This window comes from Micromonospora sp. NPDC047793, assembly GCF_040642635.1.
In the GTDB taxonomy this organism is placed as follows: domain Bacteria; phylum Actinomycetota; class Actinomycetes; order Mycobacteriales; family Micromonosporaceae; genus Micromonospora.
In genome coordinates this window covers 536,332-553,443 of sequence record NZ_JBEYSG010000002.1, presented here as the reverse complement: position 1 = coordinate 553,443, position 17,112 = coordinate 536,332, and the positions used below count along the sequence as shown (strand labels likewise).

Here is a 17,112-nt window from a genome sequence, read left to right as displayed (position 1 = left end):
GTTACCTGGCAGTATGTTCGGGTGACCGGGCAGAGCGCGAGCAGGATCCCACGACAGGGCGTCACGGAGCGCCGGCGAGGTGACGAGGTGGCCGAGGTGACGAGCGACGAGAGCGGCAAGCGTCGTCGGCGCGCGGTGCCCGCCACGTCGACGAAGGCGCCGTCCCGGGTACGCATGTCGGCGGCGCAGCGCCGTGAGCAGTTGATCTCGATCGGTCGGCAGATCTTCGCCGAGCGCGGTTTCGACGCCACCTCCATCGAGGAGGTGGCGTCCCGCGCCAAGGTCTCCAAGCCGGTGGTCTACGAGCACTTCGGCGGTAAGGAGGGGCTCTACGCGGTGGTGGTGGACCGGGAGGTCCGCGCACTTCTGGACCGGATCACCACCGCGTTGACCGCCGGTCATCCTCGGGAGTTGCTGGAGCAGGCGGCGTTGGCCCTGCTCGGGTACATCGAGGAGGAGACCAGCGGTTTCCGGGTACTGGTGCGGGAGTCGCCGGTGCTCTCCGCGACGGGCAACTTCAGCAGTGTGATGAACGACGTCGCGCATCAGGTGGAGCACATCCTGGGCGCGGAGTTCTCCAGCCGGGGGTACGACGCGAAGCTGGCCGAACTGTACGCGCAGGCGCTGGTCGGAATGGTGGCGTTGACCGGCCGGTGGTGGCTGGAGGTGCGCAAGCCGCGCAAGGAGACGGTGGCGGCGCACCTGGTGAACCTGTCCTGGAACGGGTTGTCGCACCTGGAGGCGAAGCCGGGACTGACCACGACGCGCGTCCGCTGAGGGCTCCCGACGGGGGCGACGTCCCGGGGGCGACGCGGGTCAGTGGCGGCGGTGGACCTCGGCGACCGGGTGGTAGCGGCGATTGCGTTCGTCCTCGGCGTGCTCGGGCGGGCCGACCTTGTCGTACAGGCCGGTGCCGAGCAGGATCAGGCCGAAGAGCATCGAGACGACCACGGTCGACATCGAGAAGTTCAGGAAGTTGGCCTCGGTCTGGAGCACCGACATCATCAGGATGCTGGTGACCAGGAAGACGATCCCCGCGGTCAGGTTCATGTAGTGGCCGAGGTTGCCACGCCGGGACGCGCCGACGATGAGCACGATCCCGAAGACGATGGAGACCAGCGAGAAGGCCAGGTTGGTGCGGAGCCCGAGAGCCCAGTTGCTGCCTCGGGCGAACAGCGGCTCGCCCCAGGTGAGTGCGGTGCCCCAGACGCCGAAGACCAGGATGTAGAGCCCGATCAGGCCGGAGAGCACCCGGTAGATCGGCCGCGCCGGGTGGTTGATCGGAAAGTGCGGCATCGGTCCTCCACCAACAGGGGAACAATCAGGACAATTGTCCCCCACTGAGAAGCCGACCAAGGGCAGAACCTGCGGAGAATCAGTCTCGAACGGGCCCCGGCACGACAGGTTTTCGCCGGAGCCCGACCCGCGCAGGGATCAAGCCTGACCGCCCGGAGCGGGTCGGGCTCCGGCGAAAACCCACCACCGCAACCCCGGCGAAAACCACCACCGCAACCGAAAAGATCAGAGCACCAGCCGAGCCTTCTGCCACGCCTCGTGCTCGTCCTCGCTACCGACCTTGCCGTACATGCCGGCCATCAGCAGCGCCAGGCCGAGAACCATCAGCACGACGACACTGGCCACGCTCATGTTGAAGATGTTGGCCTCGGTGCGGATGAAGGCGAGCCCGCCGAGGCTGACCACCATGATCACGTAGGCGGTCCACTGATTGATCAGCACGTCCAGGTTGCGACCGATCACGGTGCCGAACAGGATCAGACCGCCGACCACCAGGCAGAAGATCGAAAATCCGAGGTTGGTGCCCTGCCCCAGGACCCGGGTGTCGCTCAGGCCGAAGGCGGGCTCACCGGTGCTGCTGACGAGTCCGAGCACACCGAAGACCACCAGGTACAGACCGGTCAGCCCGCCGATCGCCCGGTAGATCGGCCGCGCGGGGTGGTTGACGGGAGTGTGCGCCATGTCTGTGTCTCCAACGCCGTTGGGTGAGGGTCGACGGCGATTCTCCCGTACCCGGCCGTGTGACGCCGCACACGGGGTCCCCGGAGGTCGCAGGTCGGGCGGACGGGCCGGCGGTCAGCCGGCGGGGATCTCGTCGGCCAGGGCGAGCCAGGCCTCCTCGACCTGCTCCCGCTCCGCGCGGACCTGACCCAGTTGGGCGTCCAGCTCGGCCACCTTCGAGTAGTCGGTGGCGTTGGCGGCGAGCTGGTCGAGCAGTGCCGCCTCCTTCTGCTCCAGCTTGCCGACCTGCCGTTCGAGGCGGGTCAGCTCCTTGCGCGCCTGCCGGGCCTCCGCGGCGCTCATTCCCCCGCCGCCGTCGGTGGGCGCGGCAGCCGGGGGCGTGACGCTGCGCCCCGGGCCCGGCCGGCCGGCGGTACGCGCCAGGTACTCCTCGACGCCGCCGGGCAGGTGCACCAGTCGGCCGTCGCCGAACATGCCGTACGCGGTGTCGGCGACCCGCTCGATGAGGTAGCGGTCGTGGCTGGCCACCACGATGGTGCCGGGCCAGGAGTCGAGCAGGTCCTCCAGCGCGGCCAGGGTGTCGGTGTCGAGGTCGTTGGTGGGTTCGTCGAACAGCAGCACGTTCGGTTCCCCGGCGAGCAGGCGCAGCATCTGGAGGCGCCGCCGCTCCCCGCCGGAGAGGTCACCGACCGGGGTCCAGAGACGCCGGTCGTCGAAGCCGAACACCTCGGCGAGTTGCGCGGCGGAGATCTCCCGGTCGCCGAGGCGTACCCGTCGGGCGACCTCCTCGACGGCTTCCAGGACCCGGAGTTCGCTGGGGAGTTCGGCCAACTCCTGGGAGAGGAAGGCCGGTCGTACCGTGGAGCCGGTGACCAGTCGCCCGCCGTCGGGGCGGGTGATGCCGGCGAGCATCCGCAGCAGGGTGGTCTTGCCCGCACCGTTGGCACCGAGGATCGCGACGCGGTCGCCGGGGCCGACCTGCCAGGTGGCGTCCTCCAGGATGGTCTTGGGACCGGCGTGCAGGCGGACGCCCTCCAGGTCGTACACCTGCTTGCCGAGCCGGGCGGTGGCCAGCCGTTGCAGCGACATGGTGTCGCGCGCCGGCGGCACGTCGGCGATGAGGGCGTTGGCGGCGTCGATGCGGAACTTCGGCTTGGAGGTCCGGGCCGGCGGGCCCCGGCGCAGCCAGGCGATCTCCTTGCGGAGCAGGTTCTGCCGCCGGGCCTCGGTGGCGGCGGCGATGCGTTCGCGTTCGGCCCGGGCGAGGATCCAGGCGGCGTAACCGCCCTCGTAGGCCCGGACCGCCTGGTCGGCGACCTCCCAGGTCTGGGTGCAGACCGCGTCGAGGAACCAGCGGTCGTGGGTGACCACGACCAGGGCGCCCTTGCGGCCGAGCAGGTGGTGGGCCAGCCAGTCGACGCCGCCGACGTCGAGGTGGTTGGTGGGCTCGTCGAGGATCAGCAGGTCGGCGTCGCGGACCAGCAGCGCGGCCAGCGCCACGCGGCGGCGCTCACCGCCGGACATCGGCCCGACCTGGGCGTCGAGGCCCAGGTGCGGCATGCCGAGCCCGTCGAGGATGGCGCGGACGCCCGCGTCGCCGGCCCACTCGTGTTCGGCGCCCATGCTCTCGGCGAGCCACTCGGTGCCCAGGACGACGTCCCGGACAGTGGCCTCGGGACTGAGGGTGAGGTTCTGCGGCAGCCAGGAGACGCGCAGGTCACGGCGGTGGGTGACCCGTCCGTCGTCGGGTTCCTCGGTCCGGGTGAGCAGCCGTAGCAGCGTCGACTTACCGGCGCCGTTGAGCCCGACCACACCGATCCGGTCGGCGTCGTCCAGACCGAGCGAGACGTCGGTGAGCAGCGGCCCGGCGGCGCCGTAGCCCTTGGACACCCGGTCCAGGTTGACGATGTTGGCCACGAACCCACCTTCCATGATCAAGGCGTCCCGGTGCCGGCGGGCACCTGGGGACGCCTGGCCTTCCAGGGTACGCGGAACACCGCCACCCCTCGGCGCCCGCCCGACCGGGCCCGCCACCCCTCCGGCCCACCCTGCCCCGGTAGCACCGACCCACCGACGCTCACCTTGCTCCCCACGCGCCCATGACCAGGGTGACGTCCCCCGGGGCGGAGCCGACACCTGCTGGAGCTGGCTCTCCCACGGCAACGCGCGGCCCGTCCGCCCGCCGTGCTCCCTCGCCGTGTTCCCGCCGTGTTTCCCCGTTCGACGGTCCGGCAGGACCTCTGCTGGGCTGCCTTTCGAGCTGATCCGCCGATGCTCTCGCCACCTCGGCGCCACCCGAACCACCCGAACCACCCGAACCCGAGACCGTACGCCCGGTTCAGCGCGAACATGCCAGCAAGGAACTGCACGCAGCGTGACAAGCGCAGAGCAGCCGTCTCCCGAGCATGATCCGTTCCCGCCATCAGCTCGGAGGGCGGTGCTCCAGCCACGGCCCCGCCGCCTGACACCACGCGTGAACTGTCCCCGCCATCAGCTCGACAGGGAACGTACACCAGGCCGCCTCGCTCGGCGCCCCTGCTGGGCGCCACAGCCGGCCGCCTGACACCACGCGCGATCCGTCCCCGCCATCAGCCCGCTGTGGCCGCGCCCCGGCCACGACCCCCGCCGACTGACAACCCGCGCGATCCGTCCTCGCCGTCAGCTCGACAGGGACCGCGCACGACCACGACCTCACGCCTGACGCGAACCGTTCCCGCCGTCAGCGCGACAGGACCGCACCGTGAACACGGCCCCGCGCCTGACGCGGCTCGGGGTCAGGGGCCAGCCCGGTGCGGTGGTGTCAGGTGACGCGGGCGCCGTGGACCGGGCCGTGGGCGACGCGGGCCTCGCGGCACACGCCGGCGGCCTCCAGTTCGGCGGCGATACGTTCGGCGTCGGCGGCGCCGGCGGTGAGGAAGACGCACGTCGGACCGGAACCGGAGACGATGCCGGCGAGCGCGCCGGCCGCCTCGCCGGCCTTGAGGGTGTCGGCGAGGGCGGGACGCATGGCCAGTGCGGCGTCCTGCAGGTCGTTACCGAGGGTGGGGGCGAGCACCCGGGGGTCGCGTTGGCGCAGCGCGCCGAGCAGTCTGTCGGTGCTGCCGAGCGGCTCACCGGCGGTGCCGGCGTCGCGGAGCCGGTCGAGTTCCCGGTACGCCTGTGGGGTGGAGAGGCCACTGTCGGCGATGGCGACGACCCAGTGCCAGGAGGTCGGCCGGGCCAGCACGGGGCTGACCGCTTCGCCCCGGCCGGTGCCGAGCGCGGTGCCGCCGTGGATCAGGAAGGGGACGTCCGAGCCGAGGTCCGCGGCGATGCCGGCCAGTTCGTCGCGGGACAGGCCGGTGCCCCAGAGGGCGTCGCAGGCGACCAGTGCGGCGGCGGCGTCGGCACTGCCACCGGCGAGACCACCGGCGAGCGGGATCTGCTTGCGCAGGTGCAGCCGGGCGTGCGGCATCACACCGCTGTAGCCGGCGAGGGCGTGGGCGGCCCGGATGACCAGGTTGGAGTCGTCGAGGGCGAGTTCTCCGGTGCCCTCCCCCTCCATGGTGAGGGTGAGCGTGTCGCCCCGCCTCGCGGTCAGCTCGTCATAGATCGAGATCGCGTGGTAGATGGTGTTCAACTCGTGGTAGCCGTCGCGTCGCAGCGGGCCGACGCCCAGGTGCAGGTTGATCTTGGCGGGCACCCGTACGCGGACCGGTCCGCCGGCACCACGCCGTTCCTCACCCTCCGGTCGCCATGCCTCGGTCACCGGACGGTGTCCCGTGGACGCATCCGGGTGTCGAACGGCTTCTCCACGATCAGCTCCTCGGCGGTGTCGGCGACCGGTACCGGCGTCCGCGTCAGCCTACTGCGCGGCCGACGGGTGGTTCGGGGCCGACGCGGCAATGGCGGCGAACTGCTCGACGGTGAGTGACTCGCCACGTGCACCGGGGTCGACTCCGGCGGCGGTGAGCGCCGCGGCGGCCCGGTCGGCACCGCCGGCCCAGCCGGCGAGGGCGGCGCGCAGGGTCTTGCGGCGCTGGGCGAAGGCGGCGTCCACCACGGCGAAGACCGCAGCCCGGGGTACGTCGGCGCGGGGTGGTTCGCGGCGGGTGAAGGCGACCAGGCCGGAGTCGACGTTGGGCACCGGCCAGAACACGTTCGGGGGCACCTTGCCGGCGGCCCGGGAACGGGAGTACCAGGCGAGCTTGACCGAGGGCACGCCGTACACCTTGGAGCCGGGACCGGCGACGAGCCGGTCGGCGACCTCCTTCTGCACCATCACCAGGCCGTGCCGGAGGCTGGGCAGTTCGGCGAGCAGGTGCAGCACCACCGGAACGGCGACGTTGTAGGGCAGGTTCGCGACCAGCGCGGTGGGTGCCGGGTCGGCCAGGTCGGCGGCGCCGATCCGGAGCGCATCGGCGTGGTGCACGGTGAGCCGGGTGGCCTCCGGGCCGGCGTGCCGGGCGGCGGTGTCCGGCAGCGCGCCGGCCAGCGTCGAGTCGATCTCGACGGCGTGCACGTGGGCGGCGGCGCGGAGCAGGCCGAGGGTGAGCGAGCCGAGGCCGGGACCGACCTCCAGGGCCACGTCGTCCGGGGCCAGCCCGGCGGTGGTGACGATCCGGCGGACGGTGTTCGGGTCGTGGACGAAGTTCTGACCGAACTTCTTGGTGGGGGCGACGCCGAGCCGGGTCGCGAGTTCCCGGATCTCCGCCGGGCCGAGCAGGTCTGCGGCCACGGTCAGGACCACGGCCCGAAGGCGCGTTCGCCGGTGGCGGAGATGGCGGCGCAGAGGTCGTCCAGGTCGGCGCCGGTGTGGGTGGCCAGCGCCCGGACGGTCACCGGGATCAGGTACGACGCGTTGGGGCGGCCCCGGTGCGGCATCGGGGTCAGGTACGGCGCGTCGGTCTCCACCAGGATCTGGTCGAGCGGGGTGAGCGCGGCGGCCTCCCGTAGTGCCCCGGCGCTGCCGAAGGTGACGGTGCCGGCGAAGCTGAGCAGGTAGCCCCGGCGGACGCACTCGGCCGCGAACTCGGCGTCGCCGGAGAAGCAGTGCAGCACCACGGTCTCCGGTGCGCCCTCGTCGTCGAGGATGCGCAGCACGTCGGCGTGCGCGTCACGGTCGTGGATGACCAGCGTCTTGGCGTACCGCTTGGCGATGGCGATGTGGGCCCGGAAGCTCTCCTCCTGCGCGGCCCGGCCCTCGTCGCCGGTGCGGTAGAAGTCCATGCCCGTCTCGCCGATGCCGCGTACCCGGTCCTCGGCGGCCAGCGTCTCGATCTCGCGCAGCGAGGCGTCGAGGTCGTGGCACCGGGGCGCCTCGTTGGGGTGCAGCGCCACGGTCGCGACCACCGCCGGGTACGTGCCGGCCACCTCGGCGCCCCAGCGGGAGGACTCGACGTCGACGCCGACCTGCACCAGCCGGTCCACGCCGACGGCGGCGGCGACCTCGATCGCGGCGGCGACCGGGTCGGCGGCGCTGCTGCCCTGCGGGACGCCGACCTCGTTCACCGTGATGTCCAGGTGGGTGTGGCTGTCCAGCACCGGCCGGGGCAGCGGCTCCGGCGCGGGTGGGAACTCGCCGGCGCGGCGGGACGCGCGCTGGCGGCGGGACTCGGTGGGCTCGCTCATCAGTCGACAGCATCACACACCGCCCGAGTCCACCCGCCCGCCACCCGTGGTTCACCTCGGCTACGCCGGAGACCCCTACCGTCGCTCCGGTGAGTATCGGGCCGCGAACGGACGACGACACGGCGCGGCAGCGGACCGGACTGCGGGTGACGTACGGCGGCGCGGTGTACGCGGCCGACGAGATCGCCCGAGGTGCGGCGTACGAGGTGTTCAGCGCCGACGAGGTGACCGGTTTCGAGTGGGCGCCCCGGCCGGGTTCGGCGCTGCCGTGGCGGCGGTTCGTGCACGCCAGCGAGGTGACGGCGGTGCACGGTGCGGCTGCGCCGAGCGAGGAGCCGGAGGCGCCGCTGCTGGTACCGCTGCACCGCGAGCACGGCTGGTCGCAGGTGCACCGGCTCAGCCAGCAGCCCGACGCGGCGGACGATCCGCTGGTCACGGCGGTACGCGCCTCGGCGGTGGTGCGTCGGGGCACCCGGATGGTGAAGGTCCTCTCGGCCCGGCAGCTCGCCGGGTTCGTGCGGGGCTGGTTGCCGCACGGCTTCTGCTTCCGGGAACACGACGTGGCGCATCTGCGGACGCCGGCGGCGACGTCGGTGCTGCGGGCCGACGCCGGGGGCAGCCAGGACGGCGTGGACGTGACGTACGCGGTGCGGTGGCGGGCCGCCGACCCGACCGACTACGACGTGCCGGCCGGCGCGGCTTACCGGGGGCTGGCGGCGTTGGGGTCGCGCGACCGGGTGGGGCCGGCGGTGCTGGGCACCGGGTTCACGCCGAGCAGCCATCACCTGATCCCGGAGTTCGTCACCCGCGACTTCGCCGACCTGCCGATGCCGGCCAACGCCACCCTGCTGGCGTACCCGGCGCAGGGGCCGGAGGTGGTGCTCTACGCGTACCAGGCGGAGCAACGCGGCTGGTTACGGATGGCCGGGCCGCAGTGGCGGCACCTGCTGGCCGCCGTGCCGGGGTTGTCCCCGGACCAGGAGTACGTGCCGACCGGCGAGGCTCCCCGGTCGACGCGGCTGGTCGGCGCGTACGGCGGCGGGGAGTACGAGGCGGTGGCGGATCTGCCCGGCGGGTTCCGGGTGCTGGCGCTGACGCGGGCCGCCCGCTACCCGGTCGACGGGGTGAGCCGTCGGGTGCGGGTCGCCACCTGGCGCGGGGTGCCGTGTCTGGTGTTGCGGGAGGAGTCGGGGTGGCTGCGGTTGCGGCTGCGACGCCCGAATCCGGACGCGGTGCTGGCGACCGGGGCGCAGTGTCACGAACGGGGTGTCTACGAGACCTGGGCGCCGGGTGTCGAGGTGACCGACGACCGGGTGGTGGACCACCCGTACGTCCTCTGACGCTGGGGCGGTTCGGGCATATCGGCAGGTCACGCGGGAATGCGTGAGCGACCGCGTTGTCTGAATCGTAGGAGTGGACATGCCCTTCATCACTGTCGGGACGGAGAACTCCGCGCCCATCGACCTGTACTACGAGGACCACGGCTCGGGTCAGCCGATCGTGCTGATCCACGGGTTCCCGTTCAACGGGGCGACCTGGGAGAAGCAGATCGATCCCCTGCTCTCGGCCGGGTACCGGGTGATCACGTACGACCGACGGGGCTTCGGCAACTCGGCGCAGCCGGCCTTCGGGTACGACTACGACACCCTGGCCGCCGACCTCGACGTGCTGATGACCGAGCTGGACCTGCGCAACACGATCCTGGTCGGGCACTCGATGGGCACCGGCGAGGTGACCCGTTACCTGGGTGCGTACGGCTCGGACCGGGTGGACCGGGCGGTGCTGCTGGCGCCGCTGGCGCCGTACCTGCGGCAGGCTCCGGACAACCCGGAGGGGGTCGAGGCGAGCCTCTTCGAGGGGTTCAAGAAGGCCATCACCGAGGACCGGTTCGCGTACCTCACCGATTTCTGCAACACGTTCTTCAACTACGACGAGAACCGGGGCAAGCTGGTCAGCGAGGATGCGTACCGGGCGCACTGGGAGATCGGCGCGCGGGCCTCGGCCAAGGCCACGCACGACTGCGTGGACGCCTGGGGCACGGACTTCCGGGCCGACGTGTCGCGGATCGACGTGCCGATGCTGCTCGTGCAGGGCGACAAGGACATGGTCCTGCCGTACCCGAAGACCGGTCAGCGGTTGCAGCCGTTGCTCTCGGACAGCCGGCTGGTGACCCTCAAGGGTGCCCCGCACGGCATTCCGTGGACCAACGCCGACCAGGTCAACGACGCGATCATGGAGTTCATCGGGTCGCCGTCGATGGTCCGGGCCTGACCCGGTCACCGGTGCGGGCGTAGGCCCGCGCCGGGCGACGCGCGGCGGGCGCGATCCCGGTGTCGGGGTCGCGCCCGCCGCACGTGTCGTCACCGCTCGTCGACGTCGCGACGACCTCCGTGTCTGGCCCGGGTCAGCTCTCCAGCCGGGCCAGTTCCTCGTCGACGATCGACGGGTCGAGCTTGCGGAACACCGGCTTGGGCGCGGCGAGCGGCCGGCCGACCGCGAGCGGCACCGACTCCCAGCGTGCGCCCTGCGTGTAGTCCCCGGTCAGCACCGGGTACCCGGGCCCGCCGTCGAGGTCGTCGACCTCCTCGATGACCGGCATCGGCGCGTGCACGCCGGTGCCGCCGAGCAGCTCGTGCACCTTCTGTGCGGAGTGCGGCAGGAACGGGGTGAGCAGGGTGTTGGCGTCGCTGACCACCTGGAGGGCGACGTGCAGGACGGTGCCCATCCGGGGCTTGTCCGCCTCGTCCTTGAGCTTCCACGGCGCATGGTCGGAGAGGTACTTGTTGGCCTCCGCGACCACCTTCATCGCCTCGCCGATGGCCTGCTTCTGCCGGTGCCGGCCGATCAGGTCGCCGACCGTGGCGAAGCCGGTCCGGGCCACCGCGAGCAGCGCCTCGTCGGCCTCGGTGAGGCCGTCCGGGCCGATCGGTGGGATGGCGCCGAAGTTCTTCGCCGCCATCGACACGCACCGGTTGACCAGGTTGCCCCAGCCGGCGACCAGCTCGTCGTTGTTGCGGCGGAGGAACTCGGCCCAGGTGAAGTCGGTGTCGTTGTTCTCCGGGCCGGCCACGGCGATGAAGTAGCGCAGCGCGTCGGCGTCGTAGCGCTCCAGGAAGTCCCGCACGTAGATGACCACCCGCCGGGAGGAGGAGAACTTGCGTCCCTCCATGGTGAGGAACTCGCTGGATACCACCTCGGTGGGCAGGTTGAGCCGTCCGAGCTGGCCCGGCTTGCCGCCCTTGTCGCCCTCGCCGGAGTAGCCGGCCAGCAGCGCGGGCCAGATCACCGAGTGGAAGACGATGTTGTCCTTGCCCATGAAGTAGTACGACCGGGTGTCGTCGTCCGTCTCGCCGTCGGCGTCCGGCTGGTGCCAGTACCGGCGCCACGCCTCCGGGTCGCCTGAGCGGCGGGCCCACTCGACGGAGGCGGAGAGGTAACCGATCACCGCGTCGAACCAGACGTAGATGCGCTTGTCGGTGCGGTCGCGCCAGCCGTCGAGCGGGATCGGTACGCCCCACTCCAGGTCCCGGGTGATGGCCCGGGGCTGGAGGTCGTCCAGGAGGTTGCGGGAGAACCGCAGCACGTTGGGCCGCCAGCCGTCCCGGCTGTCCAGCCACTGCCGCAGCACGTCGGCGAGGGCGGGCAGGTCGAGGAAGAAGTGCTCGGTCTCGACGAACTTCGGCGTCTCGCCGTTGATCTTCGACTTGGGGTCGATCAGGTCGATCGGGTCGAGCTGGTTGCCGCAGTTGTCGCACTGGTCGCCGCGCGCGCTGTCGTAGCCGCAGATCGGGCAGGTGCCCTCGATGTAGCGGTCGGGCAGGGTCCGGCCGGTCGACGGTGAGATGGCGCCCATGGTGGTCTTCGGCACGATGTAGCCGTTGCGGTACATCCCCTCGAACAACTCCTGCACCACGGCGTAGTGGTTCCGCGTGGTGGTGCGGGTGAACAGGTCGTAGGAGAGACCCAGGCCGTGCAGGTCCTCCACGATCACCCGGTTGTACCGGTCGGCCAGCTCACGGGGCTTGAGGCCCTCGGCGTCGGCCTGCACCTGGATGGGGGTGCCGTGCTCGTCGGTGCCCGAGACCATGAGCACGTCGTGGCCGGCCATCCGCATGTACCGGGCGAAGACGTCGGAGGGAACGCCGAAACCGGAGACGTGGCCGATGTGGCGCGGGCCGTTGGCGTACGGCCAGGCGACCGCCGCGAGAACGTGACTCATGCCCAGCAAGCGTAGTGACCCACCTGGGGCGGCTGCGAACCAATAGGCCCGCCCGCTCGACAATCCGGCGATTCCGGACCCTCGGCTGGTCCGATTTGTCGCCGACACGCTGCCTGAGCTGCGTGTCCGAGCATCCCCACCGGTGTCCAATGAAGCGCGTGACTGGCAGCCGCGCCGCCCGCGACCACGAGGACGGCCTTCCCACCGAGACCTGGCCGGATCCGGCCGCGTCGGCGCGTACCCATGCCGTGGCGCCGCACCCCCGGACGGTGACGCCCGACGGGGCGAACCCGGCCGGTGGCGCCCTCGGCGAACCGGCGGCGCCGGAGCAGGGTGTCGAGGTGGAGCCGACCACCGGCGCCCCGGTCGGCACACTGCCGCACCGGGTGCCGGTGCGTTCGGCGCGGCATCTCGGCGCGGATCCGTTCGCCGACCCCGCCGACGTCGACGAGGAGGACACGTTCTGGGCACCGATCGAGGAGGTGCACTGGGACGGCACGCCGGTGCGGCAGGATCCGCCCGGCGAGCGCGGGCTGTTTCGTCGGCTCCGGCAGGTACGCCACCGGGAGCGGAGCAGTCATCCGCCCGACCCGCTGCCGGGACTGGCCGCGCTGGTCGGCCTGAGCCTCGTGGCGGCGTTCTTCGCCTGGGTCAGCGCGGGCCCGATCCTGCTCGCCGCCGGGCAGGGCACCTCGGGCACCGCAGTGGTGACCGGGTGCACCGGTGACGGGTTGACCCAGCGCTGCCGGGGGATCTTCACCGCCGCCGACGGCGGGTTCCGCACCCACGGCGTACGGGTCAGCGGGGTCCCGGAGCAGCGGACGATCGCCGGGACGGCGCTACCCGCCCGGGTGACCGGTCCGGACGCCGCCGTCGCGTACGCCGATCACGGTGTCGGTGCGCACCTGCGCTGGCTGCTCGGCCTGCTGGGGGTGCTCGGCTGCGGTGCCGGGATCGCCCGCTGGACCGGCGCGACGCGCCTGCCCGATCCACGGGGCCGCCGTTGGGCGGTCACCGTCGCCTTCGCCGGCCCGCTGGCGATCACGCTCGGCTTCCTCGCCGCCGCCTGGTGAGATGTAAGGAAGGGACCCTTCCTATACACGAGGCGTTAGTAGGGGGCCCTTCCTTACACCACCTGGTGCACGACGGCGTACACGTCACGGCGACGCAGCCCGAAGGCCGTCGCCACCTCGGTGACGGCGTCCCGGCGACTCTGGCCGGCGGCCTCCCGCTCGGCGACCGCGGCGCGCAGGGCGTCGTCGTCGGGTCGGGTGGGTGGCGTGGCCGGCGCCCCGGCCACCACGAGGGTGATCTCGCCGCGCGGATCGCCGTCGGCGGCCCAGCGGGCCAGGTCCCCCAGCGGGCGGCGGAGCACCTCCTCGTACGTCTTGGTCAGCTCCCGGCAGAGCGCGGCGGGCCGGTCGGCGCCGAACGCGTCGGCGAGGTCGGTCAGCGCGGCGGTGATCCGGTGCGGGGATTCGAACAGGACCAGGGTGCGCTCCTCCGCCGCCAGCGCCCGCAGTCGGGCCCGGCGGGCACCGGGGGTACGCGGCAGGAAGCCCTCGAAGCAGAACCGGTCGCAGGGCAGCCCGGACAGCGCCAGGGCGGTGGTGACGGCGCTCGGTCCGGGGGCGCAGGTGACCGGGACGCCGGCGTCCAGTGCGGCGCGGACCAGCCGGTAGCCGGGGTCGGACACGCTGGGCATCCCCCCGTCGGTGACCAGTGCGACGAGGTGTCCGGCGGTGAGCACGTCGACCAACTCGGGGGTACGCCGCTCCTCGTTGCCCTCGAAGTAGGAGACGATCCGGCCGGGGATCGTCACGTCCAGGTCGCGGGCGAGCCGGATCAGTCGCCGGGTGTCCTCGGCGGCGACCACGTCGGCGGTGCCGAGCACGTCTCGCAGTCGGGTGGAGGCGTCGGCGGGGTTGCCGAGCGGCGCGCCGAGGAGGACCAGGCGACCAGTTTCGGACATTTCACCCACGAGTAGGCACTCCTTCATCGACGGTCGTACCGGATTCGGAGACGATGTACGCCAGCGACCCCCTCCGCAGCCTACGATCGCCGGGTGACGAGTGCGTCGACAGCACAGAGCGCGAACGCGGACCAGCCGGGACCGGAGCAGGCGGCCACCTCGACCGGTGACACGGGCGGTGGCACGACCGGCGACGCGGGCGGCGGTGGCGTACCGGCGACGATCCGCCGTCGGCTGGCCACCGTCGAGGCCCGCGTCGACCGGAGATCGTGGTGGGCCACCGCCGTGGTGGTGGCGATCGCGGCGGTGGTCCGCTTCGCCAACCTCAGCCACCCGGCCGGCAAGATCTTCGACGAGGTCTACTACGCCCGGGACGCCTGGGGGCTGATCGACAAGGGCGTGGAGTGGAACTACAAGGACGGTGGACCGTCGTACGTGGTCCATCCGCCGCTGGGCAAGTGGTTGATCGGTCTCGGTGAGTGGGCCTTCGGCTACGCCGACGCCGAACACGGCATCTCGGTGCCCGGCGCGCTGATGACCACCTCGCCGGAGTTCGGCTGGCGCTTCTCGGCAGCGCTGTTCGGCACGCTCTCGGTGCTGCTGCTGATCCGCATCGGCCGCCGGATGTTCCACTCCACCGTGCTCGGTTGCGCCGCCGGCCTGCTGCTCGCGCTCGACGGCTTCCACCTGGTGCTGTCCCGCACCGCGCTGCTCGACCTCTTCCTGCTCTTCTTCGTGCTGGCCGCCTTCGGCGCACTGGTGCTGGACCGGGACGCGCAGCGTCGGCGCTGGGCCCGGGCGCTGGAGGCGGGGCTGGATCCGACGGCCCGGGGCCGGGCGGGCCGCCCGCCCGGCGGCTGGCGGAACTGGCCCTGGTGGCGGCTCGCCGCCGGAGTCCTGCTCGGCTGCGCCTTCGCGGTCAAGTGGAGCGCGTTGTTCTTCGTGCCCGCGTTCGCACTGCTGATGCTCCTCTGGGACGTCGGTGTCCGCCGAGCGGCGGGGGTGCCCCGGCCGTGGCGGGCCACCATGCTCGACGGGGTGCCGTGGATGGCGCTCGCCGGCCTGCTGATGGCGGTCACCTACGTGGCGTCCTGGTCGGGTTGGCTGCGCAGCCAGGAGGGCTACTACCGGCTCGCCGAGCGCTACCCGGACGCCGGGCTCAGCGACCTGCCCGTGGTCGGGGCGCTGTGGAACCTGATCCAGTACCACCAGGCCGCGCTCGGCTTCCACGGCCAGCTCGACGACCCGCACAAATACCAGTCGTGGCCCTGGCAGTGGCTGCTGCTGGGCCGACCGGTCGCCTTCCACTGGACCGGCGACAGCCCCTGCGGCGCGGCGAGCTGCGCCGAGGAGATCCTCCTGCTCGGCACCCCGCTGCTGTGGTGGTCGTTCCTGCCCGCGCTGGTGGCGCTGGTCTGGCTCGGCCTGGCCCGCCGGGACTGGCGGGCCGGTGCGATCCTGCTCAGCGTGGCCGCCGGTCTGCTGCCCTGGTTCTGGATCGCCCTGGACGGGCGGACGATGTTCTCCTTCTACACCGCGCCCGCGCTGCCGTTCCTCGTGCTGGCGGTGGTCTACGTGCTCGGCGCGATCGCCTCGCCGGCCGGACCGAGCGGCACCCGACCGGTCGTCGACGACGAGGCCACCCGGGACCGCCGCCTGGTGGGTGGGGTGATCGTGGGGGCGTACATGGTGCTCGTCGTCCTCTGTTTCGCGTACTTCTATCCGATCTTCGTCGGTCAGTCGCTGCCGTACGCGGAGTGGTCCGCACGGATGTGGCTGGACGGTCGCTGGATCTGACACCGACGGCGAAGGGCCCGCACGCTGTGGCGTGCGGGCCCTGTCACGTCGGTCCGGGCACTCAGTCCGGACAATAGGACGCGCCCCGATCGCCTGCCACGGGGGAAGCGGGCGATTGGGGCGCGCCTCTGCAGCTTAACCACCCATGACCAGCGGCACAACGGGGCAGCTCGGGTCAGATTTCCGACCGGGGCCTGTCCCGACAAGGATCTCCACCGAACCGCGCCCTCGGCTGGAGGCGGAGAACCGCCACGCCCAACCGGAAACCAACTCACATTTTGCCTGGCCAGCGGCGTACCCGGTCCCGCCGACAGGGTGGCCACGATCACGTCGGCGGCGGACTCGCCGGGTCCCTCGGGCGGCGGGGCAGCCAGCCGAGGAACCGGTCCTGCAACGAGGTCGGTCCGGGCGCGTGCAGGTCCTCGACGGCGGCGGCCAGGCACGCGCCCAGATAGACACTGAGCATCGGCCGATCCGTCCCGTACTCGGTCAGCAACCGGGCACGTTTCGGCTCACAGGGCCAGTCCGCGCCGCAGGTGCCGCAGGTCCAGTCGGGAGTTGCCGGCGCATGTTCGGCCAGCCGCTCCACACCACCGGTCCCGGCCACCGCACTCCCCGAGCGATCCGCCACACCTGTCATCGCGCTCCCTTCCGCCTCCACACAGGACCACGGGTGGGCACCCGCCGCCGCGCCACGAGCGCCGTGCGCTTCGTACAGCGCCCGGGATCGACACGGTGTTACGTCATTGAGGTACGTTGACCAACCATGACCACCGCGACCCACCGTACGCGTCGCATTGACGCAGAGCACTCGCCGCCGGTCGACGGTACCGGGACGGGCCGCCGAACGCACCACCCGGTGATCGCGCGTGCGTGACCTGTTGCCTCCCGAGGTGGCGGTGGCGGTGGCCCGGGAGCAGGACTGGTCCGGGCAACTCCACGCCGAGGAAGCGGCCGGTCTCGGGGAACGCGTGGTGGACAGCCGGCGCCGTGACTTCACCGCGGGCCGGGTCTGCGCCCGCCGGGCCATGGCGGAGCTGGGCCTGCCGCAGGTCGCGGTGCTCGCCGCCGAGAACCGCGCGCCGGTCTGGCCGACGGGCACGGTCGGCACCATCACCCACACCCGGGGCTACTGCGCGGCGGCGGTCGCGCGCCGCAGCGAGGTGCGCGGGGTCGGCATGGACGCCGAGCAGCACAAGGAACTGAGCCCGGGCGTACGCCGGTTGATCTGCCTGCCCGAGGAGGAGGACCGGTACGCTCGGCTGCCCTCCGGCGTCTCCTGGCCGACGGTGGCGTTCAGCGCCAAGGAGACGGTCTACAAGGTGTGGCACCCGATCGTCGGCACCTGGCTGGACTTCCACGACGCGGTGGTGGAGCTCGACCCCGACGCGGGGACCTTCACCGCGCGGATCGCACCGGCCCGGATCGACGCCGCCCCGGTCGACCGTCCGCCCACCCTGGTGACCGGCCGGTACGCGGTCGACGCGGACCTGGTCCGCACCGCCGCCGTACTCCTGCCGGAGTGAGGCGTCCACGC

15 protein-coding genes are annotated in these 17,112 nt (G+C 72.2%); 6 read left to right on the top strand and 9 right to left on the bottom strand.

The features are described 5' to 3' along the window. Positions 1-135 precede the first annotated feature (135 nt). A complete protein-coding gene (locus ABZ738_RS06925) occupies positions 136-777 on the top strand; it encodes a TetR/AcrR family transcriptional regulator (RefSeq protein ID WP_236145586.1) in 642 nt (213 codons plus the stop codon). A gap of 39 nt (positions 778-816) precedes the next feature. Here the strand turns inward: ABZ738_RS06925 and ABZ738_RS06920 are convergent, their stop codons facing one another. The 6 genes from ABZ738_RS06920 to ABZ738_RS06895 all read right to left on the bottom strand — a co-directional run bounded on the left by ABZ738_RS06920 (position 817) and on the right by ABZ738_RS06895 (position 7,587). Continuing rightward, positions 817-1,296 carry a DUF4383 domain-containing protein gene (locus ABZ738_RS06920; RefSeq protein ID WP_131051678.1) on the bottom strand — a complete coding sequence of 160 codons (480 nt, stop codon included), beginning with the start codon at positions 1,294-1,296 and terminating at the stop codon, positions 817-819. Between the two features lie 225 nt (positions 1,297-1,521). Continuing rightward, positions 1,522-1,977 carry a DUF4383 domain-containing protein gene (locus ABZ738_RS06915; protein WP_131051679.1) on the bottom strand — a complete coding sequence of 152 codons (456 nt, stop codon included), beginning with the start codon at positions 1,975-1,977 and terminating at the stop codon, positions 1,522-1,524. A gap of 114 nt (positions 1,978-2,091) precedes the next feature. Further along, positions 2,092-3,894 carry an ABC-F family ATP-binding cassette domain-containing protein gene (locus tag ABZ738_RS06910; protein ID WP_357211629.1) on the bottom strand — a complete coding sequence of 601 codons (1,803 nt, stop codon included), beginning with the start codon at positions 3,892-3,894 and terminating at the stop codon, positions 2,092-2,094. 883 nt (positions 3,895-4,777) lie between these two features. Beyond that, a complete protein-coding gene (locus ABZ738_RS06905) occupies positions 4,778-5,725 on the bottom strand; it encodes a 4-(cytidine 5'-diphospho)-2-C-methyl-D-erythritol kinase (RefSeq protein ID WP_131057085.1) in 948 nt (315 codons plus the stop codon). A 96-nt stretch (positions 5,726-5,821) separates the two neighbouring features. Beyond that, positions 5,822-6,694 carry a 16S rRNA (adenine(1518)-N(6)/adenine(1519)-N(6))-dimethyltransferase RsmA gene (rsmA, locus tag ABZ738_RS06900; RefSeq protein WP_357211787.1) on the bottom strand — a complete coding sequence of 291 codons (873 nt, stop codon included), beginning with the start codon at positions 6,692-6,694 and terminating at the stop codon, positions 5,822-5,824. A 2-nt stretch (positions 6,695-6,696) separates the two neighbouring features. Continuing rightward, positions 6,697-7,587 carry a TatD family hydrolase gene (locus ABZ738_RS06895; RefSeq protein WP_131057150.1) on the bottom strand — a complete coding sequence of 297 codons (891 nt, stop codon included), beginning with the start codon at positions 7,585-7,587 and terminating at the stop codon, positions 6,697-6,699. Between the two features lie 89 nt (positions 7,588-7,676). Here ABZ738_RS06895 and ABZ738_RS06890 point away from each other — a divergent pair, with 89 nt between their 5' ends. Together ABZ738_RS06890 and ABZ738_RS06885 are read left to right on the top strand one after the other, a co-directional pair. After that, positions 7,677-8,927, top strand: coding sequence for a hypothetical protein (locus tag ABZ738_RS06890; RefSeq protein WP_201272513.1), 1,251 nt, complete (start codon positions 7,677-7,679; stop codon positions 8,925-8,927). A 79-nt stretch (positions 8,928-9,006) separates the two neighbouring features. After that, positions 9,007-9,858, top strand: a complete 852-nt coding sequence (locus ABZ738_RS06885) for an alpha/beta hydrolase (protein ID WP_131057149.1) — start codon at positions 9,007-9,009, stop codon at positions 9,856-9,858. Positions 9,859-9,991: 133 nt separating this feature from the next. Here ABZ738_RS06885 and metG read toward each other — a convergent pair whose 3' ends face one another. Further along, entirely contained in the window at positions 9,992-11,806 is a 1,815-nt protein-coding gene (gene metG, locus ABZ738_RS06880; protein WP_357211626.1) for a methionine--tRNA ligase, read from the bottom strand. A gap of 149 nt (positions 11,807-11,955) precedes the next feature. Between metG and ABZ738_RS06875 the strand changes: the two genes are divergently transcribed. Then, positions 11,956-12,879 carry a hypothetical protein gene (locus tag ABZ738_RS06875; protein WP_343232795.1) on the top strand — a complete coding sequence of 308 codons (924 nt, stop codon included), beginning with the start codon at positions 11,956-11,958 and terminating at the stop codon, positions 12,877-12,879. Positions 12,880-12,932: 53 nt separating this feature from the next. Here ABZ738_RS06875 and rsmI read toward each other — a convergent pair whose 3' ends face one another. After that, entirely contained in the window at positions 12,933-13,787 is an 855-nt protein-coding gene (gene rsmI / locus ABZ738_RS06870; RefSeq protein WP_357211623.1) for a 16S rRNA (cytidine(1402)-2'-O)-methyltransferase, read from the bottom strand. Between the two features lie 84 nt (positions 13,788-13,871). Here rsmI and ABZ738_RS06865 point away from each other — a divergent pair, with 84 nt between their 5' ends. Continuing rightward, complete coding sequence (locus tag ABZ738_RS06865) at positions 13,872-15,575, top strand: phospholipid carrier-dependent glycosyltransferase (protein ID WP_357211621.1); 1,704 nt, start codon at positions 13,872-13,874, stop codon at positions 15,573-15,575. A 325-nt stretch (positions 15,576-15,900) separates the two neighbouring features. On the opposite strand, the gene ABZ738_RS06860 is transcribed toward ABZ738_RS06865, so the two are convergent. After that, complete coding sequence (locus tag ABZ738_RS06860; protein WP_131057218.1) at positions 15,901-16,215, bottom strand: hypothetical protein; 315 nt, start codon at positions 16,213-16,215, stop codon at positions 15,901-15,903. Positions 16,216-16,444: 229 nt separating this feature from the next. On the opposite strand from ABZ738_RS06860, the gene ABZ738_RS06855 reads away from it, so the two are divergent. Further along, the gene (locus ABZ738_RS06855; RefSeq protein ID WP_357211619.1) at positions 16,445-17,101 is read left to right on the top strand and encodes a 4'-phosphopantetheinyl transferase superfamily protein; all 657 of its coding nucleotides are present in this window, start codon (positions 16,445-16,447) and stop codon (positions 17,099-17,101) included. Positions 17,102-17,112: the final 11 nt, after the last annotated feature.

Excerpts from the sequence above, each read along its gene's own strand:
- ABZ738_RS06875 (WP_343232795.1), top strand. The coding sequence starts at position 11,956 with ATGAAGCGCGTGACTGGCAGCCGCGCCGCCCGCGACCACGAGGACGGC.
- metG (WP_357211626.1), bottom strand. The coding sequence starts at position 11,806 with ATGAGTCACGTTCTCGCGGCGGTCGCCTGGCCGTACGCCAACGGCCCG.
- ABZ738_RS06920 (WP_131051678.1), bottom strand. The coding sequence starts at position 1,296 with ATGCCGCACTTTCCGATCAACCACCCGGCGCGGCCGATCTACCGGGTG.
- ABZ738_RS06860 (WP_131057218.1), bottom strand. The coding sequence starts at position 16,215 with ATGACAGGTGTGGCGGATCGCTCGGGGAGTGCGGTGGCCGGGACCGGT.
- ABZ738_RS06895 (WP_131057150.1), bottom strand. The coding sequence starts at position 7,587 with ATGAGCGAGCCCACCGAGTCCCGCCGCCAGCGCGCGTCCCGCCGCGCC.
- ABZ738_RS06915 (WP_131051679.1), bottom strand. The coding sequence starts at position 1,977 with ATGGCGCACACTCCCGTCAACCACCCCGCGCGGCCGATCTACCGGGCG.
- ABZ738_RS06885 (WP_131057149.1), top strand. The coding sequence starts at position 9,007 with ATGCCCTTCATCACTGTCGGGACGGAGAACTCCGCGCCCATCGACCTG.